Genomic DNA, 23768 nt, shown 5'->3' on the forward strand with positions numbered 1-23768 from the left:
CGGCGTTTTTGCGCATGCAAAAACGGTGACAGTTGCCGAAGGTCATGTGCACGCGCTTGTTATACATTTTTTAGTTGCCATGCATAAACTCGATTCGCTTATCCTGAAGCCAGATCGTGTCTACAATAGAAAATACGTGGTCTGCTAGCTTTGTTCCAATAACCTCATCTCGATTAAGGCTCTTTGCAACCTTATAAGGTAAGCATTCATTGCGATTTCCAGCATTGATAATACTAAAGTCTCTCGTTTCTCTGTCAGTAAGACAAACTAATGAAACCTGAATTCGATCATTCTGTGAACTACCTTTACCACATGGACCAAGAATAAAATCAAAGTTTGGATAGTGATTTAATTTTCCTTCAGTCCAAAAGATATAGTAAATTCCATAGGACAAATCTCCATCAACTATCTGTCCAGACGCGTACCTAGTTGTGTTTCCACAACAATCACAGACTCCTAGAGTTTTTTCATCCCAAGCTTCGATATTCACTGCAATCTATCACCTATCCCATGTATAACGCCTCGTTAAGAGGCAAATAATATGTTGGCTAAAATAAGCGACGCAGGAGCAAAAGCCAACTGTTATTTGTCCTGCTTTAACGACTTGTTAGGTGAAATTATGGGCTTACAAGCTTTTAGAGTAAAACTGTAGCTATCGTCTACTTTTTTAACAATAACTATTTCTTTATCATTTAAATGAATTGCTTTTTCGTCTCTAGCTATTATGCAACGTGACTTTGAATACGCCTCAAAATTATAAATGAATGATTTAGTTTTCTCGGTGACAAATTTATCATAACTTTTTCCAAAACTTTGAAACAAACCATACAAAAAACTCAATGCTATTAATATATAAAGCCCTCTAACGAAAAGAGTTAACATTACATATTCTTTCTTTTCTTCTGAAAATAAAGGTGCTAGTGCAGGTTCTTTTCTAAGGTCTTTTAAAAATAACATGGCGAAAAAATAAAACTGCCAGAATATGATGAAAATACCCAAGAAAACAGAAGATATAGAGAAGATAAGTAGTGGAATAGTTAAAATTGATAAAAAGCTAACAGAGTAAATTAACTTTCCAGGTTCGACTTGAATAATCGAATTAATAACTTGGGAAGAAAGGGCTAAGGAAAAATTTGTTAGTAATGCATAAATTATTAATATACTAGCTTTACCAATTAATGTGTCCCAGATCTTTTTATAAAGTGAAATAAAATCATTGATTACGCCTAGAGCACCCCAAAATATAACTCCACCTATAAACGAAATTCTCATCGTTTCAAAGGGGAGTAATAAAGAAACAGCCATAAATGGGATCATGTAAAGGCTTAAAGCATAAAACTTCTGAGATCTATCCAGTTTTATAAAATCTGAAACTAGTCTGTTTTTAAAACTTTTGAAAACTTCACGGAACTTCAATGTGACTCCTTTCACCTAACAGCTGTATAGTGCGCATGCGCGTTTTAGTCATCGGAGGAGTGTAAACGCGCATCGCTATCTCTTTGTATTAGTTAAATATAATAGAGTTTAGCCCGAATATCCCTTGCAGCAAAACGCGCATGCGCGGTTTCCAAACCTATTATCTACCAAAATGGTTTTATATCTTTATGAATTTTAAGTTATTTTTTGTGATGTTGCAGAAATAACGCGCAAAATTATCTCCAAATTTCTGGGCATTTTGTCAAAATCTCAATAATACTGTATAAAAAAACAGTATCCAGGTGCTCGCAATGACCAGTCCAAGTCCTTTTTTAACTTCTGTTCGGGAAACCATGCGGATGCGCGGTTACAGTGTTAAGACTGAGAAAGCCTATCTCTATTGGATCAAGGCTTTTATTCTATTTCACGATAAACGCCACCCAGAGACTATGGGAACGAACGAAGTTGGCCAGTTTTTGAGTTACATTGCCAACCAACGTAATGTGGCAATCAATACCCAAAAGATGGCGTTGAATGCATTAGTTTACTTATATCACAAGCACTTGCATCAAGAACTTGGCAACTTAGGTTTTCGTTATGCCAGTAAGCAACGACAACTCCCAACAGTATTGCACCCGGATGAAATCAAGCTCATCCTTCAGCAGTTGTGCGGGCGTGACAGGTTGATCATTGAATTACTCTATGGCAGTGGACTCAGAGTATCTGAATGCCTTAGGTTACGGATCCAGGATATTGATCTCGTTCAATTGGCCTTAACCATACGGGACGGTAAAGGACGTAAAGACAGGCAGACGATATTAAGCCAACGCTGTGCATCTCAATTACCTGTGTTTATGGAACAAGCTCATACTTTACAGTCGCGTGATAACGAAAGAGGAATTGGCCCATCTTTACCCTATGCTCTGGAGCGTAAGTATCCCTCTGCATATAGACGTCCGGGATGGATGTTTGTTTTCCCCTCAACGGCCATTAGCCAACACACTTACACACAGACTATGTGTAGACACCATTTACATCAAAGCGTCATTCGGAAAGCCCTCAGCGCCGCAGTAATCAAGTCAGGTATTGCGAAAAGGGTCACATGCCATACCTTCAGGCATTCCTTCGCGACTCATCTGTTGCAGGCTGGCCGAGACATCAGAAGCGTCCAAGAGCTGTTGGGGCACAATGATCTGAAAACAACCCAAATATACACACATGTGCTTGGCCAGCACTATGCCGGAACCGTAAGCCCTTTAGATCAACTGATTTGAAGCGCCAAGTTAATCATAGCTACTATCTTGATTCGATGAGCAAGCGTCCTACAAAAGCTGAGTAATCCTCATAGCTACCGCACGGGCGCGAATGTTGTTCGCCCCTGAATTTCGCTGACAACGGAAAAGTGCTACTGCTTCCAACTTTGAGCTTAAGGAAGCGCTAAAGATAAGCACTTGAATTAGTTACACAATACCCAGTCCCGTTTGTTAAGACAATTAGCCAAAGGTCAAGTTTTTGACAAAAACCATAAAAGCCTGTCTTGGTTATTTTTTGCAAAATAATTGGCTGAGTTTTGATAGTTTTCCAACAAAAAGCGCCGCTTGCCTGTAAGTAAGACTGAGGCAAGCGGCGCAAGTTATTGGGCTAGTTTCCCCTGAGCTATTTCATCAGAGCCATATCATCAAAGCTATTTCACCTGAGGCACCCGCACAGGATCGGCGGGTTGTGGCAGCTTCACCGGCGCGGCGGATTTCAGCTCATCCAAGGCAATGGCGATGGCCTTTTCCAGCTGAGGATCTATGCCTTTGGCTGTATCTTTGGTCCACTGCTCGACTTCCACATCCGGGGCCACACCTTCGTTCTCGACCCGCCACTGGCCGTCGATACTGAAGAAACCGCTGCGTGGCGCCGTGATATGGCCGCCATCCATCAGGGAAGGCACACCCCAGATGCCGACCAGGCCACCCCAGGTGCGTTTGCCCACCAGCTTGCCCACTTGGTAATAGCGGAACATATAAGGGAGCATGTCGCCGCCCGAACCAGAGACTTCGTTGATCAACATTACCTTGGGCCCCCAGATACCGCTGCCCGGGCTGGTCATGGGGTGATCGCCGGCCATCTGGTTATTGAAGTAACCGTTACGCTCGCGGCGCAGCACATCTATGATGTACTCGGCAATGTAACCGCCGTGGTTGAAGCGCTCATCTATGATCACCCCCTGGCGCTGATTCTGGGCGAAGAAGTAGCGGTTGAAGTAACTGAAACCGTTCTCACCCGTGTCCGGAACCCAAACATAAGCCAGTTTGCCGCCGGAAGCTTCATCCACCCGCTTGCGGTTATCCTCGACCCAGGCGTTACGTCTCAATGCCTGTTCGCTGGCCGTTGGCACCACAGTCACCTCAAAGGCTTTTTTGTCGCTGCCATCCGGGCTGATACTGAGACGAGTCTGTTTGCCGAGAGTCCCCTGGAAGGCCTGATAGAAGTTGGCCTTGTTATCCAGAGGTTTGCCGTTAACTGCCAGCAGATACTGGCCCGCCTTGACCTGGGGATAGAGAGCCAGCGGCGCACTGCCTTGGTCAGCCGGATACCAGTTTTCGCCGCGATAGATGCGGCTGAAGCGGTAACCCTTGTCGGTCGCCTCAACATCGGCGCCGAGCAGACCGGTGCGGTTGTCGGCAATTTCCGGCAAATCGCCATCATTGGTAAAGGAGTGGCCCACAGAGGTTTCGGCGCCCATGTTATCGAGCAGATAGGTCATGTCGGCGCCGTGGCGCACATGGGCGACCAGTGGCTGGAACTCCTTGTATACCGCGTCCCAATCGGCACCGTGCAGATTACTGACATAAAAGTAATCGCGCTGGAAGCGCCAGGCTTCGCGGAAGATTTGCTGCCATTCGGCCTTGGGATCGATACGGGCCGTCAGCTTGACGTTGAGCGTCTTGGCATCGTCACCCATGGGCGCGGCGCCAGCAAATTGCTGCCAGTTGTCGCCAATTTTCACCAGTAGGCTCTCGCCGTCGTGGCTCAGATGATACTCATCGACATCACCGGCCAGGGTATCGGCCTTACGTTCCTCAGTGCTGTACTTGCGAAGCTCTGTGGTTTCATCCAAATCCTGCATATAGAACAGCTCACCTGGCTTACCGGCGCTCAGGCTGTGGATTTTACCGCTCTCACCCAGAGGCAGCACCCGCTGCGCTATACCGTTAAGATCGATTCGCACCGCAGGCGGCGCATCTGAGCCTTTGGCTTCCTCTTCAGTACCGCTGCCCTCTTCCTCGTCGCTTCTTGGCAGGATGGGCGCCTCGGTGCGGGTATTGAGCAGCATGGTATAGAGGCCGTAAGTCGGGGTGAAGGCAACCGAGGTCATATCCAACCAGGCGGCGTGAGGGCCATAGTCGGTACTGGCGGCAAAATAGAGCTTGTCGCCGGCGCTGTCCCACACTGGGTAACGCACATCGGCCATGCCCTGGGTAATTCTGTTGCTCTGATTATTGCGGGTATCGAACAGGTAGAGGCTGCGGAAGAAGCTGTCATCCTGCTTGCTGTAGGCCAGATAACGGCTGTCAGGCGACCAGCTGGGGGCCATTTCCCAGTCGGGATTCACTACCGGCTGGCTGTCGATAACCTGCGCCTTGCCCTTGGACAAGTCTGCCAGCCAGAGTTGCTGGCGCTGATCGCTGAACACCAGCTGTTTATCATCGGGCGACCAGATAAGCCCGGTATAGAAGCCCTTTTCGGCCAGTTTGATCTCTTGCTGCGGCTTGCCGAGTTGATCGGCTATCACCAGTCGATATTCGCCGCTCTTGTCGGAGAACCAGGCCAACTGTTTGCCGCCGTTGGACCAGGCGGCGCCCACTTCGCGGCTGTCTGAGCTTTCAGTAAGATTACGGGCATCGCCGTGCTCCACGGGCACGGTAAATACATCGCCGCGGGCCACAAACAGGGCGCGCTTACCGGTAGGCGAAATGGCCGCCGACTCTATCTGCTTTTCGACCTCTTCAAAGCGTGGCCGCACCCAGGGGAAATCGGCATGCAGGCTGATGGCCAGTGCTTCGCCCTTGTCGTTGGCATTGGTATTAGCCAGCGATTTTTTCACCAGCTCGCCACGGTATTCGTATACCAGAGTGTCGTTATCCAGGGTAAAGCCTTTGACATCGGCATCCTGGTAATGGGTCACCTGCTCCGGCTCACCGCCCTTGACCGCTACCCGAAAGATATTAGTGACCTGAGAGCGGTTGGAGAGGAAATAGATATAGTCGCCGTGCCACTGGGGCTCGAGATCCTGGGTGTTGTCCCAGGGCAGATCTTTTTCCTCCAGGCTATCGAGCGAAATCAACCTGAGCGGCTGATTCTGGCCGCCGCGGTAGTTACGCCAACCCGGGTCCCAAAGACCGGCGCGGCGGTAAACCAGCTGCTTGCCATCGGCAGAGAAACTGCCGTCAAAGGCGCGGTTCATGGGTAAAGGCTTGGGATTGCCGCCCTCGATGGACAGGGTAAACAGCTGCTGCCAGCCTCTCGGGGCATTGGCCCTGCCGGAGCGCAGCAATACCGACTTGCTGTCCGGGCTCCAGCCCACCAGCTGATCCACATCCGGGTGGAAGGTCAGGCGTTTGGGCTCGCCACCGGCAATCGGCAGCAGGTAGATATCCTGATTGCCATCATAGTCGCCGGTAAAGGCCACCCACTTGCCGTCGGGCGACAGCTTGGGTTGCATCTCCTGCCCTTGGAAGCTGGTGAGGCGCACCGCCTCGCCACCCTTGAGTGACACCTTCCAGATATCCTTGGCGTAGGAAAACACCAGAGTATCACCGCGAAGATCCGGCTCCCGCAGGAGTTTGGCCTCGGCAGCCAGCAAATTGGGGCTGCCTAGCGCAAGGGCCGTCAGCCAAAAGAGTTTATTGAGCTTCATTCCTGTTCCTTGTATTTGAATACCAGCAAACCTGTGGGGATCCCCCGCCAAAACCGCAACTTAACCAGCGCCATAGCAGAGCTACCCCTGTAACATAACCAGTGGTAAAAAAATACGCAAAAAAGGTTTTGTTTCAACTCATTGCAATACGCCATTCCGGGCAATTGAGACAAAAAAACCCGGCCTTAAGCAGACCTTAATCTGAGCCGGCCAGAATAATTCCTATCCACCAACCGGGCCGTGAGTTCAACGCCATGAGTTCAACGCCCGCTTTTTCAGGCTTTTTATTTCGCAGATCTCAGCTGCGACTCTGTCTCAACTCGCACTATGTCACAGGAATCACAATGCCCATTGCAAGCCACCCGCTGAGTTTTCAACACTGGTTCAAACATCATCTGCTGTTGCCGTTATCGGTAGGGCTTGGCGTGCTTATCTTGCTGCACATCACTAATGCCGACCTGCTGCTGGCACAGTGGATGTTGGCATTTGAGGGCACCGACACAGCCTGGCCCTGGCGCCATGCCTTTGTTGCAGACAAACTGCTGCACACAGGAGGACGGGATCTGGTGGTGCTGGCGGCAGTTGTGTTGCTGTCGACCCTGGTTTTAAGCAGTTTCAAAGCCTCAATGAAGCGCTGGCGCCGGCCCTTGCTGATGTTGTTTATAAGCGCCCTGGCAACCGTGCTTTTGGTGCGTATCGGCAAGAGCATGACCAATGTTGCCTGCCCCTGGGATCTCAGTTTATTTGGTGGCCAGCAGCCTTATCTGCCCTTCCCCATGAGCCTGAGTGTTGACACTGAATTGGGCCAGTGTTTCCCCGGCGGCCACTCCAGCGGCGCCTTTGCCTGGGTGGGACTTTATTATCTGGCGTTGGTCTTGAAGCCGAAATGGCGCTTTAAGTTACTCGGCGCGGTATTGCTGATAGGCGCCGTGTTCAGTCTGTGTCAGGAGTTTCGCGGCGCCCACTTTTTATCCCACGATATCACCAGCGCCCTTATCGGTTGGACCATGGCGACCTTGAGCTACGGCCTGGCTTATCGCCCCTGGCTAGCGGCAGGATACGCCGGGGTTCCGGCGCAGGCACAAACTCTGATACAGACACAGGCACAGATACAGACACAGACACAGACAGAAGTCACCCACTAAAATACGGGGCCTGATTTATTGCCGATAAATCAGGCCCCGTTTCCATAGGCTATTTCACTGAGCTTGTGTATTACGCCTTCTTCACCAGGCTTGAGATCAAAGCTCTGAGCGCCGCCGGTTTAATCATCTTGGCCATATAGTGGTAACCGCGGCGCTCGACATCCTCCACCAGATCCTTACGGGTATTGGCGGTGATCAAAATGCCGGGCAGATGTTGCCCATACAGCGCCCTGAGCTCATCCATGGCATCGACGCCGTTTTGGCCCTTATCCAGATGATAATCCGCCAGCATGATATCCGGCGCCACCCCTTTGAGCCCCAGCTTGATCCTGGCATCACTCAGATCCCGGGCGCAGATCACCTCGCACTGCCAGCGGCTCAACAGGCTTTCGAGCCCGGCGAGGATAGCCTCTTCGTTGTCGATACACAGCACCTTGACTCCGGCGAGCGGCTGCAACACAGAAGAGATGGCCTTGGGCTGCGGCACGCTGACAGTGGCCCCAAGCGGCACCCGAATGGCAAAAACAGAGCCCTTGCCCTGCACCGAAGATACACGGATATCATGCTCCAGAACTTTGCTTATTCTGTCGGCTATCGCCAGCCCAAGCCCCAGGCCGTTGACGCTGTTGGAATGGGGGTTATCCAGGCGCTTGAACTCATGAAATATCTCCCTAAGCTGCCCGGCTTCGATGCCGCAGCCGGTATCCAGCACCTGCACCTCAAGCTCACTGCCGCGGCGACGACAGCCCATCAGCACCCGTCCACCCTTGGCATAGCGATAGGCGTTGGTGAGAAAGTTCTGCAGCACCCGCCGCAGCAGTGACGGATCTGAATTGACTGTCAGGCTACAAGGCATCATGGCAAAGCGGATCTGGCAGTCTTTGGCCATGGCCTCAAACTCCACCGCCAGGGCGTTGAGCACTTCGGAGATGGCAAAGTCGCGCCGTTTTACCTCCACCATGCCGGAATCCAGCTTGGAGATATCCAAAAGATCGGTCAGCAGTTCACCGGCGGTTTTCAGTGAGCTGTTGACATGGGAGAGGGTCAGTCGCCCTTCCCTGTCCAGCCCGGGATACTGACTCAAAGAGGCGGTAAACAGCCTGGCCGCATTGAGCGGCTGCATTAAGTCATGCCCCACCGCCGCCAGAAAGCGGCTCTTGGAAGCGTTGGCCATCTCCTCCTGGGCCTTGGCCTCGAGCAGCTTGCTGTTGAGCAGTGCCAGCTCATAGGTGCGCTCCTTGACTCTGGCCTCCAGGGTCTCGTTAACCTGCTCCAGCGCCTGTTGCTGCTCGCGATATTGGGTAATGTCGGTAAAGGTCATCACAAAGCCGCCGTCCGGCATGGGATTCCCCTGAATCTTGATCACCTTGCCATCGCGCCTGCGCCGCTCTGAGCTGTGGGCGGTGCCGTTACGCATATGCTGTACCCGGCGCTCGACATGCTCGTTCACATCCCCCGGGCCGCAGTAGCCGCGGGAGGCATTGAAACGTATCACCTCGCTGATGGACATGCCCGGTTGCAGGAAATCTTCCGGATAGTCGTAAAGCTCTACATAGCGGTAGTTCCAGGCCACCAGGTTGAGATCTTTGTCGACCACGCTCATGCCCTCGTAGGCGTGTTCTATGGCGGCGCGCAGCATGTCCTGACTGAGAATAATCTTCGACGAGGCCTCATCCACCAGGCTGAAGACTTCATCGAGGGCCAGGTCCCGCCCCTGCAACACTGAGTCCATCACCAAAGAGGCGCTGGAAGCCCCCAGTACCCCGGCCAGCATGTGCTCGGTATGGGCAATAAGCTCGGGCGATGCGGTCTTGTGCCAGCTGTCGCTGCGCACCGCATCGGCAGAAAAGCGCGAGAAACTCTCATAGGCCCGGGTCGGACTGACAAAGCGGCTGGCCAGGATAAGCAAGTCCTGCTGACTGATGGGGCCTGTCTTGCGATTACCTGTGTTTTTGAGTTCACCCGGGGTGACAAAGGCGCTGGCCTGAATACGCTCCACCAAGCCGGCGCGCAGCCAGATAGAGCCGCCGATATAGCCAATCAGGTTGGCGCCGAGTGCCAACAGGGTATCGTTGACATTGGGCTTAAGCGCCTTTAACAGTTCAAATTGACCTGCCAGCACGCCTTCCCAGGCGCCCGAGCCCTTGAGCAGCAAAAAGCCCCACAGACCGAAGCCCGCCGCCATGCCGAGAAACACCCCGGCGCGATTGCCATGTTTCCAGTAGAGCCCGCCCACCAAGGCCGGTGCCAATTGGGCAAAGGCGCCGAAAGACAGCATACCCAGGTTGGACAGAGAATCACTGCTCTCAAAGCTTAGGTAACTGAAATACCCGAAAGCCAGGATCAGCGCGATGGAGAGACGTCTGGCATAGAGCAGTTGCAGGGAAAACTGGCTGAAGTTCTTGCGGCGGATCTGCCCGGTACGCAAGAGTACCGGCACCAGCCACTCGTTGCTTATCATCACACTGATGGTCACCACAGCCACTATCACCATGCCGGTGGCGGCCGAGAGGGTTCCCAGCAGCGCCACTATCGCCAGCCAAGGTGCGTCCAGCGCCAGCGGCAGATTGATCACATAGGTATCGGCAGAGACACTGTCGCCGAGCAGCACCTTGCCCGCCAGTGCCAGCGGCCCGACAAACAGGCCGAACAGGCCGATATAGAGAGGGAACAACCAGCGCGCCTTGGACAGTGTCTGCTCGCCTTCTGCCTCGACCACCATTACGTGGAACTGGCGCGGCATACAGAGAAAAGCCGCCATGCCGACTATCAGCTCGGGCATCAGCGCTTCGAGCCTTAAATTGGGATTGACTATTACCCCCTTGGCGCTGGCCTGGCCCCAGAGGTCGCCAAAGCCGCCAAATACCCCGAAGACCACTATGCCGCCCACCAACACAAAGGCGGCCAGTTTCACCAAGGATTCAAAGGCGATAGCCAGCATCATCCCCGGATTATGCTCGGTGGCATCCAGTTTGCGGGTGCCGAAGAGGATGGCAAAGATGGCCAGCAGCACGGCGATGATAAGCGCGACTTTGGCGCCATCGAGCGGATCATCCGGGCTTTGGAACAGGCTTAGGCTGAATACCATGGCTTTCAGCTGCAGCGCGATATAGGGCATGATGCCGAACAGGGCAATGAGAGTGATGATCACCGCCAGCGGCTGCGACTTGCCGTAGCGGGCGGCGATAAAATCGGCCACCGAGGTGATATTTTGCGCCTTGGACACCACCACCATTTTGCGCAGCATGCCAAAGCCCAGGGTAAAAATGATGATGGGGCCGATAAAGATATGCAGATAGGACCAAAAGTCATTGGCCGACTGGCCAACCGTGCCGAGAAAACTCCAGGAAGAGCAATACACCGCCAGGCTGAGGGCGTAGATCCATTTCTGCAACCTGCGGGTGACACCACTGAACCAACGCTCCGCGCCCCAGGCAAGCAGAAACAGCAAACAGACATAACAGACGGCGATCACCGCCACAAAAAGGGTCAGATTCATAGGGTTCTCTTTATTGTCGCCGTATCCGTCGGCGACTGTTGTTATCCCGGCTAGATTACACCAGCCAATGGCTTTGATGAACCGCTGCCTTGGTCCACGTTTACGTTTTCCTTACTTTACAGAGGCTGAAACCCGGCGTTTTCAGGCGGCTTTCAATGTCCTGGAAAGCTAAGGAAGGTGCGAACAAGTCCCATGCGTGCTCTGCGTCGGCTTACGGGCATGGATGCAAGGCGTGGTTCGCAGCAAATGGCCTTAGTCCTTTGTAAGAAGCACAACACAGCAGACAGGCCTGTAAGCCACGCCCTTCGGGGCTTACACAGCAACCGGCTCTCTGCGTTATCCGACTTCGACAGGCCCCGGCATGCCTTCAGTCAGATGCCTTGAATGCCAATTGCTGTGTAAGCCAGAGTGCCGCGAGGACTTATTCACACCTTCCCTAAAAAACGGCGCCGGCTCAAGCACTTCAAGCTGTTCGTTTTAAACGCAATAACCGGTTAATAAATAACATTTTTTCAGAACTAGACCAATGTCTAATAGAGACGGCACCGGCAAGCATCCCATACTTTGGCTCACGCATGACAAAAACAAAGGGAAGCCAAATGAGCACTCAGTCTCTTTATAAAGTGCCCGCAGCAATTGCGGCCAATGCACTGGTAAATGATGAAAAATATAAGAAAATGTACCAGGAGTCCGTGGTTAACCCCGAAGGTTTCTGGCGTGAACATGGAAAACGTATCGACTGGATCAAGCCCTATACCAAAGTCAAGAAAACCTCATTTGACGATCACAACCTGTCCATCAACTGGTTCTACGACGGCACACTGAACGCCTCGGCCAACTGCCTCGACCGCCATCTGGAAAAACTGGGCGACCAAACCGCCATCATCTGGGAAGGCGATGATGCCAAAGATCAACGCACCCTGAGCTACAGCCAGCTGCACACAGAAGTGTGCAAATTTGCCAACGCCCTCAAGAGCCAGGGCGTGCGCCGCGGTGACGTGGTCACCATGTATATGCCCATGGTGCCGGAAGCCGCCATCGCCATGCTGGCCTGTGCCCGCATCGGCGCCGTGCATTCCGTGGTATTTGGTGGTTTTTCCCCGGATTCCATCGCTTCACGTATCATAGATGGCCGCTCCAAAGTAATTTTGACCGCAGACGAAGGTCTGCGTGGTGGCCGGGCCATCCCACTCAAGCGCAATATCGACGAGGCGCTGGCCCATCCGGATGTCACCACGGTTGAGAAGGTGATAGTGCTCAAACGCACGGGCAATGATATCAACTGGGTCGATAGTCGTGATGTCTGGTGGGAATCGCTGACCGAAACCGCTTCCGAGCATTGCGAAGTGGAAGAGATGGGCGCCGAGGATCCCTTGTTCCTGCTCTATACCTCAGGCTCTACCGGTAACCCCAAGGGTGTACTGCACACCACGGGCGGCTACATGGTGTACGCCTCCATGACCCACGAATATGTGTTCGACTACAAGCAGGGCGAAGTCTACTGGTGCACCGCAGATGTGGGCTGGATAACCGGCCACAGCTATATGATTTACGGCCCGCTGGCCAATGGCGCCACGGTACTTATTCACGAAGGTGTGCCCAACTACCCAAGCCCTGCCCGCCTGGGCGAGATGATTGACCGCCATCAGGTCAACATACTCTACACGGCCCCCACGCTTATCCGTGCCCTGATGGCCGAAGGTAAGGAGCAATTTGATCAGTTTGACGGCAGCTCGCTGCGGATCATGGGCTCTGTGGGCGAACCCATCAACCCTGAGGCCTGGCGCTGGTATCACGAGGTCATAGGTCATGAACATTGCCCGATTGTCGATACCTGGTGGCAAACCGAAACCGGCGGCATTCTTATCAGTCCGCTGCCCGGTGCAACGGACACCAAGCCTGGCTCGGCCACCCGTCCCTTCTTCGGGGTGCAACCTGCGCTGGTAGACAACATGGGCAATATTCTGGAAGGCGCTACCGAGGGCAACCTGGTGATGCTGGATTCCTGGCCGGGACAGATGCGCACGGTTTACGGTGATCATGAGCGCTTTGCCCTGACCTACTTCAAAACCTTCCGCGGCATGTATTTCACCGGTGACGGTGCCCGCCGTGATGAAGACGGCTACTACTGGATCACCGGCCGGGTCGATGACGTGATTAACGTCTCTGGTCACCGGCTGGGTACCGCCGAGATTGAAAGCGCACTGGTGGCGCACGATCTGGTGGCCGAGGCTGCGGTTGTGGGTTACCCCCATGACATCAAGGGCCAGGGGATCTACGCCTATGTCACACTGACCAAGGGCATAGAAGCCACCGAAGAGCTGAGACAACAGCTGAGACAATGGGTGCGCAAAGAGATTGGCGCCCTGGCGACCCCGGATCTTATCCAATTCGCCGGCGGCCTGCCCAAGACCCGCTCCGGCAAGATCATGCGCCGCTTCCTGCGCAAGATTGCCGCCAACGAGATAACCAACCTTGGAGATGCATCAACTCTGGCCGACCCAGCCGTGATTGATACTCTGATTGAGTCGCGACTCAACCGTACAGAGTAAAAGCTTACTTCCTCCTATTGCCCCTCCTGGAGGGGCATTTTTTTACTTTCAGCTTGCCTCAGAATCGGCTTAAACGGGTTACCTATGTAAGCCGCTCATACATTTCAGGTACCTCCTCCAGTTGACCCCGAAGCATTAACATGTGAAGAATGACTTCTCACATGTTATCAATGGCATGAATAGCGAATTAGTGTTTGGTAAGCTCAGCGCAACGATAACCAACATAATGGGCCATTGCCTGCTTCTGGCGTTGATGAACCTCTATGACCGGAGTTTGCAATGAAGGGGAACCATGTCATTCATTACAGCCCCTAAACCTTTGAGGCAGATTTCACAATTGGCTGGATATTTAGGTAGCCACCGAATAAAGCAAGCCACCCTGAGGTGGCTTGGCTAAGAGTATAAATAGGGAGTCACAAGTAGGGAGTCACAGCTCCCGGTCGCAACAAGGGTTAAAGTACGTATTTGGCCGAGAAGGTGACCCGGTTAAGCTCACCATCTGTGCCATTTTCCCGCTCGTTCTTGGCATACATATACTCTACCCCAAAGGTCAGTGCCTTCACCGGCGAGTAAAGCAGGTTGATATAACCTGAATAGGATTCCTTATTGGCGCTGCTTCCGGTCAGAGACACATCGTTATCGGCGCTGAAAGCAGACAAGGTAAAGCTTGAGCGCCACTGCTCGTTCCACCAATGACGATAAGACACAAAGCCTGAGTAGGATTCTATCGCCTGCAGGTCGTTGTTGTTGTCCAGTACCGCGCCATTGGCAAAGTTCAGCGCCACATAGCGGCCCAGGCCTTCGCCATAGGTGGCGGTGAAACGGATATCATCACGGCCCACAGGAATGATCCCGGCCACGCTGGCGCCATAGCCTAGCTCAGTGCTGTCTATATCCTGATTGGCGATACGGGTCTCAAGCTCGAGCTGCCTCAGCATCCCCATCACAGAGAAACTGGCGCCGCCTGAGGTCTTGAAGTTATATCGGGCGATAAGATCCGGCATCACTCCATTGCCACTGGTGATCCGGCTGCCACCGCCATAGGGAGTAATAGTGGTTTCCGGGTTTTCGATGGCGATTTGAAAGCCACCATTGCTGTATCTCAGCTGCGCCTGACGGGCAAAGGGCGTACCTTCGGTGGCACCCACAAAATCAAGGTTTTCCGGCAGTGCCCCCGGGTTCATAAAGGTGGTCCAGGTCTGGCCTATGGTCCAGTTGTCATAGCTGATAAAAGCGTGACGAATGCGCGGTGAATAGCTGTTGGATACCCGCTCATCACCATCGGTATGAGTCATGAAGTCCAGCTCAATAAAGCCGGTGAGAGTGTGGCCGTCGAGATCTGTTACCGTCTTGAAGTTAAAACGGGTTTCCCGCGCCTGGAAGTCGGTCACCTGATTGCCGTTGCCATCTACCCCATAGATGGCGCCGGGCACATAGAACTGGCGTGAGACGTTGTTGGAGTCGGGCGCGCCATTACTGTAATCGCTGAACATGATATCGGCCTTGAGATAGCCGCCAAACTGCACGTCAGTCTTTTCCAATACCGATGCCTGAGCCGTCCCCAAACCACCCAGAGCCAGAAGGGTTGCAGCGCACACCCCGGTGAGTCTTGCTTGTTTCATCTTGGATTGTCTCCTTGTTGTTATGCCAATCCATCCGGCAAAAAACACAACTGCCAAGACAGATTGAGAAAGCAAGAAGCACTATCCGATGTTTAACAGAATTGAAACATTGGCAATAGGTCTATGAGACAAAAGTAGAAAAGTATTGGCTAAATTAGCTTGGATATTAAAGCGAATCGACTGAAGCTGGATATTGGTGAGCTTGGCGTTTTCAAGCGGAGTTCTGGATGGTGGGTCGTGAAGGATTCGAACCTTCGACCAATTGGTTAAAAGCCAACTGCTCTACCGACTGAGCTAACGACCCATACAGATTGAGCATTCAGTGGTGGGTCGTGAAGGATTCGAACCTTCGACCAATTGGTTAAAAGCCAACTGCTCTACCGACTGAGCTAACGACCCACTGAATGTTGTGGTCTATCTTTCCTGATGGTGGGTCGTGAAGGATTCGAACCTTCGACCAATTGGTTAAAAGCCAACTGCTCTACCGACTGAGCTAACGACCCGCAGGAAGATCTACCTTTTGCAGCATGCTGAGAAATGGTGGGTCGTGAAGGATTCGAACCTTCGACCAATTGGTTAAAAGCCAACTGCTCTACCGACTGAGCTAACGACCCATCTGGGTGTCACCCTATTCTCAAGCAAGTGGTGGGTCGTGAAGGATTCGAACCTTCGACCAATTGGTTAAAAGCCAACTGCTCTACCGACTGAGCTAACGACCCACGGATATACTGCCAGATTGTTTGATTTGGATTGCGATGGTGGGTCGTGAAGGATTCGAACCTTCGACCAATTGGTTAAAAGCCAACTGCTCTACCGACTGAGCTAACGACCCGACATTGACTGCCGAGGCAGACCGCAATAAATCAGTGGTGGGTCGTGAAGGATTCGAACCTTCGACCAATTGGTTAAAAGCCAACTGCTCTACCGACTGAGCTAACGACCCACTAAAAGGTTTACGAAACATGAAGTTGGTGGGTCGTGAAGGATTCGAACCTTCGACCAATTGGTTAAAAGCCAACTGCTCTACCGACTGAGCTAACGACCCATTCAAGTTTCGCCTCAGCAGGCCATGCCGTGCTGAGGGCGCCTATAATACCGCTTTGTGATTCTCATGCAAGTGTAAATTCCCGATTTTTTGTTGTTTGCATGAAAAACAAACTGGGCGGATGTTTTTTAGTTAAATCATGGTTTAATTGCCGCCAATTGCTGCTGTGCAATCCTTGCTGCAGCGCTGTTTGCGTACTGTTTCACCACTTGCTGATAGTAGTTCTTTGCTGCCGTTTTATCGCCTGTTTTTTCGGCAATCAGCCCAAGTTTAACCAGACTGTCGGCCCGCTTACCCGATTCTTTGAAGTTATCGACCACATTGGCAAAAGCGGTTTTGGCTTCAGCAAATTCATTCTTATTATAGAGCAGTTGCCCGAGCCAATAGTTGGCGTTATCGGCAAAGCCCGAATTGGGGTACTGCTTGATAAAGTCACGAAATGCCGGAATTGCTGCGTCGTACTGGCGCTCTTTCAGTACCAGATCGACCGCCCTTTGATAGCTGTCGGTCTCGGACAAAGACGAACTGGCCACCACATTGGATGGGGTTTGGCTGACGGCGGGCGCTGCAGGCTTGCTTTGCAGGTTGGCGATTTCGTCATAGAGCTGGCGCTGGCGCTGCAACATCTGGTTTATCTGATAGTTCTGTTGTTCGGTCAGGCCTCTGAGTTCCAGCACCTCCTGCTGCAGAGTATCCATTCTGCGCATGGTCTCAAACTCGGCTTGCTGACGGGCCTTGATGATCCGCTCAAGGCGGGCGATGCGATCCTCACTGGAACCGCCGCCAATGTCTTCAACGGGCGCTGGGGCCGCATAAGCGACCCCAGTTCCCAGAAGCATGGCCGTGATGATAACGGCTTTCTTCATTCTTCAATGTCCCTCTAATGCCGGGATCAATACACCAGCACAGCGCGACGGTTCTTGGCAAAACCTTCGTCTGTGTGGCTCATATCCAGAGGCTTCTCTTCACCATAGCTGACAATGCTCATCTGGCTTGGCAGTACCCCCATACCCTGCAGGTACTTGGCTACAGCCTTGGCGCGGCGCTCACCCAGAGCTATGTTGTACTCCGGAGTACCACGCTCGTCGGCGTGGCCTTCGATCAACACGCGTACGTTAGGATGTTCAACCAGATAAGTACCGTGGGCTTCCAGAATTTCAGCAAATTCTGTCTGCACTTCACTGCGGTCAAAATCAAAGTAGATGATGTGTTCTTTACGCAGTTCCTGGAACTTGAGGCGCTGCTGCTCTTCCGGGCTCAGCACCGGATTGGCGCCACCGATTTCCACGCCGCCGGCACCATTGCCGTACTCGCTACCGGAAGTTGTCGAACCGCTGGCGTCCGTTTCTGATTCTGAAGTTGAGCTACAGGCACCCAGAGCCAGTAATGGCGCAGCGATTACGATTGCCTTAAACAACTTGTTGAGATCCATCATGTTATCCTTCTGAAATATAAGTTATAGAAACGGTGACCAAGCGGGTGATTTCACCTCGCCCTGCCCCACTGGCAACCGCGCCTTGAAACGGCCATCGACAGATACCGCTGCCAGCACCTGCTTGCCGTTATAGGTGGTGCCATAAATCACCATGGTGCCGTTAGGGGCAACGCTGGGTGACTCATCGAGCCGGGTTGAGGTCAACACCTGCATAAAACGCGTCTGCAGATCCATACGGGCAATATTGTATTTGCCGTTGGTTCTGTTGACGAAAATCATACTGCGGCCATCAGGGGTCACAGTCCCCCCCAGGTTCCACTCGCCTTCGAATGTCAGGCGGGTCACCTTGCCTGAGGCCAACTCTACCTGATATAGCTGGGGCCTGCCACCCCGCTCGGAGGTGAACAGCAGCGACTTGCCATCGGGGAACCAAGTGGCTTCGGTATCAATGGCATAGTGATTGGTGATCCGCTTGAGCGCGCCCGTGGCTATCTCTACTACGTAGACCTCAGGTTGACCGTCACGGGACAGAGTCACCGCCAGCTTGCTGCCATCGGGCGAGAAGCTCGGCGAGCCGTTGATACCGGGGAAGCTGGTAACCTTGGTACGGCTTTGGCTATAGATATCCTGGACGAATACTTCGGCCTTTTTGTTTTCGAAACTGACATAAGCCAGCTTGCGCCCGTCCGGAGACCAGGCAGGAGACATCAAAGGCTCAGGCGAGCGCAGCAACATCTGTTCATTGTAGCCGTCGTAGTCGGCAATCATCAGGCGGTAGGGATTCTTCTCCTGGTGATTAACCACCACATAGGCGATGCGAGTCAAAAAGGCGCCACGGATCCCGGTCAGTTTCTCGTAGACTATGTCGCTGATCCTGTGACCATACTGGCGGAATTGTGCTTCGCTGATAACGGTTTCGCGGCTATCCAGCAGGAGTTCGCTGCGGGACTGAGGACCACCGGACTGCATCTGCGCCTTCACCAGATCCACTAAATCAAAGCTCACCAGATACTTACCGGCGCCATAGGGTTTCACATAACCCATCACCACGGCTTCGGCAGAGACATTTTTCCAGGCGGCGGCATTGAACTCGTCCATCTTGCTGATGGCGCGCTGACCCAATGACAATTCATCCAATGGTTTGAAGGTACCGCTGCGGGTCAAATCGGACATCACCACATCCGAAATCGACTCTGGGGCCGGCCCGGCGCCCTGCCAGACAAATGGCACCACGGCGATGGGACGCGCGGCGTCCACCCCTTCGGTGATCACTATATCCAGTGCCGCCTTTGCCGGCAGCACCAGCACAGCCAGCAAACAGATAAGACTCTTGGCAATTCGTTTCATGGGGCTCCCTTAGTTGAATTCCGGTCTGACTTGCAAATTAATCTCTTTCATCAGCTGATACACATCAGGCTCCTGGGAAACCGGCAAACGCCCGGCCTTGTTGATGGCGGCCTTGGCGGCGCGACATACCACAGGATCCCCTTCGATGATCTGGCTGTTGGTGACAAAGCCGTCTTTGGCCAGACGCACCTTGACCTTACAGACTTTACCCCGCATAGACTCATCCACCACCAGATTGCGCTGAATAGTGGCGGTGATCATCGCCCGGTAACGGTCGACTTCACTCATAACCTGACGATTACGGGTAGCAGACAAGGCGGCTTGCTCGGCGGCCAGCGCATCGGCCAACTCCTGCTCCTGACGGCGACGGGCCTCTTCCTCGGCCTTGCGTTTACGCTCGGCTTCCTCTTTGGCCTTACGCTCAGCTTCTTTGCGTTTTCGCTCCTCTTCCGCTTTTTTAGCGGCGGCTTCCTCGGCCTTGCGTTTCTGCTCTGCCTTAAGAGCAGCCTCTTCGGCTTCCTTACGCTGTTGCTCCTTGGCCTTACGCTCGGCCTCGGCTTTCTGGGCCTTTTCTTTCTCCTGCTGCTCTTTCAGCTTGGCAGCCTTGGCAGCATCGGCAGCCTTCTGGGTCTCCAGCTCTTTTTGCTTGCGCTCGACTTCCAGTTTGCGGATCCGTTCCTGCTCCTGCTCACGGGCCTTTTTGGCTTCATTGGCCTTGCGATCCAGCTCCTGCTGCCGTTCGCGCTCACGGCGCTCGGCGGCGGCCTTGTCCTGTTTCAGCTTCTGGACATAGTCATCCACTTTCTGCTGATCGACCACCACGGCCTGCACAGGCGCAGACTGAGCCTGTGGTGTCGGCAATTTGGGTTTGTCCTGAAAGTCCACGCCCATGGCCAGAATCGCAATAACCCCGATATGCAGCACAGCTGAGATGATAAAGGGGACAGTAAAATCAGATTTCCCAGCCACTTACTTCTCCTCTGGCGAATCTGTCATCAAACCGACCGAAGGCACGCCGGCATTTTGCAGCGACACCATCAGTTGGATTACCCGCTCGTAGGGAATGGCGCGATCGCCCTTGACCACCACGGGGCGATCCGGCTCCATCTTGATGATGGCGCTAACCCGGGTGCTGATCTCTTCCAGATCCAGCACCTCATTATTGGGTGAACCACCCAAGTCGAGAAAATACTCACCCTCGGCATTGATGGAGGCAACCACTGGCGGCTTGCTGTCGGCGGGCAGCGGCTCGGCCTTACCCTGAGGCAAGTCCACTTTCACTCCCTGAGTCACAATCGGCGCCGTCACCATAAAGATGATCAGCAGCACCAACATCACGTCGATATAGGGCACCACATTGATTTCAGCGACGGGGCGACGCCGCTTGCGCTGATATCCCTGCATCATACGGCTTCCTTATCGCTGTATGCCTGACGGTGCAATATGCCGGAGAACTCTTCCATAAAGTTGGCGTAGGAAGACTCGACCTTTTCCACCTGAGTGGAGAATCTGTTGTAGGCGATAACCGCTGGAATCGCGGCGAACAAGCCCATGGCGGTAGCGATAAGCGCTTCGGCAATACCCGGTGCCACCATGGCCAGAGTGGCATTTTCAACCGCGCCCAAGGCGATAAAGGAGTTCATGATCCCCCAAACTGTACCAAACAGGCCGATATAGGGACTGGTAGAGCCTATGGTTGCCAAGAGTGGCAGATGGGTTTCCAGCTTATCCAACTCTTTGGAGAGGGAGATCCGCATGGCGCGATAGCTGCCATCCATAATGGCTTCTGGCACCCGGCCGTTCAGTTTCGACAGGCGGGCGTATTCCTTAAAGCCGGATACGAACATGGACTCAAGCCCTGAGTTGCTTTCCTGGCGCGCCGACAGCTCCTGGTACAAACGATTGAGATCCACACCGGACCAAAACTTCTCTTCGAAGCGTTCGGCATTTTGCCTGGCCGCTTTCAGGAGTTTGCGCCTCTGGATAATCACAGCCCAGGACGCGATAGACAGAGACAATAAGGTGAGCATCACCAGTTTTACCAACAGACTGGCCTGCATGAACAATCCAATAAACGAAATCTCAGCTTCCACCTTTTTTAAACTCCTGCAATATGTGTTGGGGAATGGCCAATGGCCGCATGCGCTCGAGCGAAATACAGGCAACCAGAATGCTGGCTGCGCAATAACACTCACCCTCGGCATCTACCAGGCGCTGTTCAAACACCAAAGATGCCCGCTTCACTTCTGAGACACGGGTTTCCACCCAAAGGTTCTGCTCAAATCGCGCCGCCTTGCAGAAATCCAGCTCGGCGTGGCGTACCACAAAGGCGATATCCTGCTGCAACAGGGCGGTTTGGCTCACCGACATAGACCTGAGCCACTCACTTCGGGCTCTTTCAAAAAATTTCAAATAGTTGGAATGGTAAACCACCCCACCCGCGTCTGTGTCTTCATAATAGACAGTGATAGGCCAACGAAACATGCTTCCACTTGCTTTTAATGCGCCAAAAGTGAGGCCTACTATACCTTATCCACAATCCGCTTGTGAATGGCGGAAAAAGCAAAGGGGCCCGCAGGCCCCAGTTTATTTTTTCAAGGCTTAACTTAAGCTTAACCGTCGATTTTGCTCGGCAGGGTCAAGCCAAAGTTGTGCCACAGGAAGGTGAAGATATCCGCCGCTTCATCTATCTTCATCGCCGTGGGTTTACCTGCACCGTGACCGGCATTGGACTCGATACGCATGATAACCGGCTGATCTCCCTGCTGCTTGGCCTGCATCATGGCAGCAAACTTGAAGCTGTGCAGCGGCACCACCCTGTCGTCATGATCGGCTGTCATCACCATAGTCGCAGGATAAGCCTGAGACTTGACGTTGTGATATGGCGAGTAAGCCAGCAACGCCGGGAACTGCTCGGCATTGTCGGCACTGCCGTATTCACTGGTCCAGGCCCAGCCTATGGTGAACTTGTGGAATCTGAGCATATCCAGTACCCCTACGGCGGGCAGCACGGCGGCAAACAGATCCGGTCTTTGGGTCACGGCGGCGCCCATCAACAAACCACCATTACTGCGGCCATAGGCGCCAAGCTTACTCTTGTTGGTATAGCCTTGGTCCAGCAGGTATTCGGCAGCGGCAAAATAGTCGTCAAACACATTTTGCTTCTTGTCGAACATACCGGCCTGGTGCCAGCTCTCACCATATTCGGCGCCGCCACGCAGGCTGGGCACAGCATAGATGCCGCCCATATCCAACCAGGCGATATTGGCCGGGCTGAATCTTGGGGTCATGGAGATGGCAAAACCACCATAGGCGTACAGGAGTGTCGGGTTGGTGCCGTCTTTCTTCAGCCCTTTCTTGTAAGACAGCATCATGGGCACCTTGGTACCGTCCTTGCTGGTGTAGAACACCTGCTCGGATACATAATCATCCGGATTGAAGGCGATTTTAGGGCTCTGGTACAGCTCGGACTCACCTGTCTTGAAGTCAAACTTATAGGTGGTCTGCGGCTGCACATAACTGTTGAAGGTGTAATAGAAGTAGTCTTTGCTGCGCTTGCCGTATGGACCGGCAATCTTGCCTTTGCCCGGCAGAGTCACGTCCTGGCGTTTGACGCCGCCCATGGAGTAGATGGACAGCTGTCCCAGCACATCATGCAGTGAGCTCACCACCAGATGATCATTGATGATACCGACACTGGCGACAGGATCCTTTGTCTCAGGGATCACTGTCTTCCAGTCTTTTTTGGCCGGACGGCGCAAATCTATGGCAATCACTTTGCCGTTGGGGGCATCGAGATCTGTCTTGAAGTAGAACACTGACTTGTCGTTGCCGATAAAGCTGTACTCGGCTTCCAAGTCGGAAATCAGCTCGACCACTTCCGCTTTTGGATCTTTGAGTGACTTATAGAAGAAGCGGTTGCGGCTGTCGGTTCCCTGGGAGATGGACAGCAGCAGATAGTCGCCGTCTTCAGAGACACCGATTCCAAAGCCCCAGTCCTTGTTTTGTGGCCTTTCATAAACCAGCTTGTCCTGGCTCTGATCTGTGCCCAGCTTATGGTAGTAAACCTTTTGGTTGAAGTTGACATCGGCCATCTTGTCTCCGCCGGCCGGGGCATCATAGCGGGCATAGAATACGCCTTCGTTGGCATGATCCCACACGGCAGAGGAGAACTTGATCCACTCCAGTTTGTCGCTGAGCAGCTTGCCGCTGGCAATATCCATAAACTGCCACTGTTGCCAGTCGGAGCCGGACTCGGAGACACCATAGGCCAGCACCTTGCCATCGTCACTCACTGACACGCCGGACAGGGCAACTGTGCCCTTGTCGGAGAAAGCGTTGGGATCCAACAACACCTTCTCATTCCCCTGCTTGTCTTTGACATAGAGCACTGACTGGGCCTGCAGGCCGTCGTTACGGTAGTAGAAGGTGTTGTCACCCTTTTCAAAGGGGGCAGAGATTTTTTCGTAGTTCCACAGGGTGGTGATCCTGTCGACTACCGCCTGCTTGTTGGGGATAGCCGACAGATATTCCTGTCCAAAAGCTTGCTGAGCCTTAACCCAGGCTTCGGTTTCCGGGGTGCTTTCTTCCAGGTGGCGATAAGGATCGGCAACCTGAACACCGTGAATATTTTCAACCAGCACTTCGGCGCGGGTCGCCGGATACTGGGACTTAACGGTAGCCAGCGCATTCTGGCCATTTGGAGTATCTGTGCTCTGGCAGGCGCCGAGCGCCAGGCTCAAGCCTACAGCCAACAGCATAGGGCGAGCCAATTTTGTAGTTATTGTCATGGAAACTT

The 23768-nt window shown here is 53.1% G+C and carries 16 protein-coding genes and 8 tRNA genes; 3 read left to right on the plus strand and 21 right to left on the minus strand.

Annotation, left to right across the window (positions count from 1 at the left end; translation table 11 throughout):
- Positions 1 to 70: 70 nt before the first annotated feature.
- Together E1N14_RS12530 and E1N14_RS12535 are read right to left on the minus strand one after the other, a co-directional pair.
- Positions 71 to 490: a hypothetical protein gene (locus E1N14_RS12530; protein WP_152134915.1), complete on the minus strand. Its 420-nt coding sequence runs from the start codon at positions 488 to 490 to the stop codon at positions 71 to 73.
- A gap of 92 nt (positions 491 to 582) precedes the next feature.
- The gene (locus tag E1N14_RS12535) at positions 583 to 1416 is read right to left on the minus strand and encodes a hypothetical protein (protein WP_025012035.1); all 834 of its coding nucleotides are present in this window, start codon (positions 1414 to 1416) and stop codon (positions 583 to 585) included.
- Between the two features lie 311 nt (positions 1417 to 1727).
- Between E1N14_RS12535 and E1N14_RS12540 the strand changes: the two genes are divergently transcribed.
- Positions 1728 to 2690: an integron integrase gene (locus E1N14_RS12540; protein WP_062793981.1), complete on the plus strand. Its 963-nt coding sequence runs from the start codon at positions 1728 to 1730 to the stop codon at positions 2688 to 2690.
- A gap of 410 nt (positions 2691 to 3100) precedes the next feature.
- Here E1N14_RS12540 and E1N14_RS12545 read toward each other — a convergent pair whose 3' ends face one another.
- On the minus strand, positions 3101 to 6325 hold the full coding sequence (locus tag E1N14_RS12545) for a S41 family peptidase (protein ID WP_062793982.1): 3225 nt from the start codon (positions 6323 to 6325) through the stop codon (positions 3101 to 3103).
- A 344-nt stretch (positions 6326 to 6669) separates the two neighbouring features.
- Here E1N14_RS12545 and E1N14_RS12550 point away from each other — a divergent pair, with 344 nt between their 5' ends.
- The gene (locus tag E1N14_RS12550) at positions 6670 to 7470 is read left to right on the plus strand and encodes a phosphatase PAP2 family protein (protein ID WP_051547206.1); all 801 of its coding nucleotides are present in this window, start codon (positions 6670 to 6672) and stop codon (positions 7468 to 7470) included.
- 70 nt (positions 7471 to 7540) lie between these two features.
- Here E1N14_RS12550 and E1N14_RS12555 read toward each other — a convergent pair whose 3' ends face one another.
- Positions 7541 to 10969 (minus strand): hybrid sensor histidine kinase/response regulator, encoded by a 3429-nt coding sequence (locus E1N14_RS12555; protein ID WP_025012037.1) that lies wholly within the window; start codon positions 10967 to 10969, stop codon positions 7541 to 7543.
- 599 nt (positions 10970 to 11568) lie between these two features.
- On the opposite strand from E1N14_RS12555, the gene acs reads away from it, so the two are divergent.
- Positions 11569 to 13521: an acetate--CoA ligase gene (gene acs / locus E1N14_RS12560; RefSeq protein WP_025012038.1), complete on the plus strand. Its 1953-nt coding sequence runs from the start codon at positions 11569 to 11571 to the stop codon at positions 13519 to 13521.
- Between the two features lie 452 nt (positions 13522 to 13973).
- Here acs and E1N14_RS12565 read toward each other — a convergent pair whose 3' ends face one another.
- The 17 genes from E1N14_RS12565 to E1N14_RS12645 form a co-directional block, all read right to left on the minus strand.
- Positions 13974 to 15143, minus strand: coding sequence for a DcaP family trimeric outer membrane transporter (locus E1N14_RS12565; RefSeq protein ID WP_025012039.1), 1170 nt, complete (start codon positions 15141 to 15143; stop codon positions 13974 to 13976).
- A 228-nt stretch (positions 15144 to 15371) separates the two neighbouring features.
- Positions 15372 to 15447, minus strand: a tRNA-Lys gene (locus tag E1N14_RS12570).
- A 19-nt stretch (positions 15448 to 15466) separates the two neighbouring features.
- A tRNA-Lys gene (locus E1N14_RS12575) sits at positions 15467 to 15542 on the minus strand.
- Between the two features lie 28 nt (positions 15543 to 15570).
- Positions 15571 to 15646: transfer RNA gene (locus E1N14_RS12580), tRNA-Lys, on the minus strand.
- A 35-nt stretch (positions 15647 to 15681) separates the two neighbouring features.
- Positions 15682 to 15757, minus strand: a tRNA-Lys gene (locus E1N14_RS12585).
- A gap of 29 nt (positions 15758 to 15786) precedes the next feature.
- A tRNA-Lys gene (locus tag E1N14_RS12590) sits at positions 15787 to 15862 on the minus strand.
- A gap of 37 nt (positions 15863 to 15899) precedes the next feature.
- Positions 15900 to 15975: transfer RNA gene (locus E1N14_RS12595), tRNA-Lys, on the minus strand.
- 35 nt (positions 15976 to 16010) lie between these two features.
- Positions 16011 to 16086: transfer RNA gene (locus tag E1N14_RS12600), tRNA-Lys, on the minus strand.
- A 26-nt stretch (positions 16087 to 16112) separates the two neighbouring features.
- Positions 16113 to 16188, minus strand: a tRNA-Lys gene (locus tag E1N14_RS12605).
- Between the two features lie 137 nt (positions 16189 to 16325).
- Positions 16326 to 17054 (minus strand): tol-pal system protein YbgF, encoded by a 729-nt coding sequence (gene ybgF / locus E1N14_RS12610; RefSeq protein WP_025011957.1) that lies wholly within the window; start codon positions 17052 to 17054, stop codon positions 16326 to 16328.
- 26 nt (positions 17055 to 17080) lie between these two features.
- The gene (gene pal / locus E1N14_RS12615) at positions 17081 to 17620 is read right to left on the minus strand and encodes a peptidoglycan-associated lipoprotein Pal (RefSeq protein WP_025889363.1); all 540 of its coding nucleotides are present in this window, start codon (positions 17618 to 17620) and stop codon (positions 17081 to 17083) included.
- 24 nt (positions 17621 to 17644) lie between these two features.
- The gene (gene tolB, locus E1N14_RS12620) at positions 17645 to 18970 is read right to left on the minus strand and encodes a Tol-Pal system beta propeller repeat protein TolB (RefSeq protein WP_025011956.1); all 1326 of its coding nucleotides are present in this window, start codon (positions 18968 to 18970) and stop codon (positions 17645 to 17647) included.
- Positions 18971 to 18979: 9 nt separating this feature from the next.
- Entirely contained in the window at positions 18980 to 19939 is a 960-nt protein-coding gene (gene tolA, locus E1N14_RS12625; protein WP_025011955.1) for a cell envelope integrity protein TolA, read from the minus strand.
- The gene (gene tolR, locus E1N14_RS12630) at positions 19940 to 20377 is read right to left on the minus strand and encodes a protein TolR (RefSeq protein ID WP_025011954.1); all 438 of its coding nucleotides are present in this window, start codon (positions 20375 to 20377) and stop codon (positions 19940 to 19942) included. It lies immediately after the preceding gene.
- Complete coding sequence (gene tolQ, locus E1N14_RS12635; RefSeq protein ID WP_025011953.1) at positions 20374 to 21063, minus strand: protein TolQ; 690 nt, start codon at positions 21061 to 21063, stop codon at positions 20374 to 20376. The genes tolR and tolQ overlap by 4 nt, the downstream gene beginning before the upstream one ends.
- On the minus strand, positions 21053 to 21454 hold the full coding sequence (ybgC, locus tag E1N14_RS12640) for a tol-pal system-associated acyl-CoA thioesterase (protein ID WP_025011952.1): 402 nt from the start codon (positions 21452 to 21454) through the stop codon (positions 21053 to 21055). Before ybgC ends, tolQ begins: the two co-directional genes overlap by 11 nt.
- A gap of 128 nt (positions 21455 to 21582) precedes the next feature.
- Entirely contained in the window at positions 21583 to 23760 is a 2178-nt protein-coding gene (locus E1N14_RS12645) for a prolyl oligopeptidase family serine peptidase (RefSeq protein WP_062793949.1), read from the minus strand.
- Positions 23761 to 23768 lie beyond the last annotated feature (8 nt).

The sequence above is a fragment of the Shewanella algae genome, assembly GCF_009183365.2.
Lineage (GTDB): Bacteria > Pseudomonadota > Gammaproteobacteria > Enterobacterales > Shewanellaceae > Shewanella > Shewanella algae.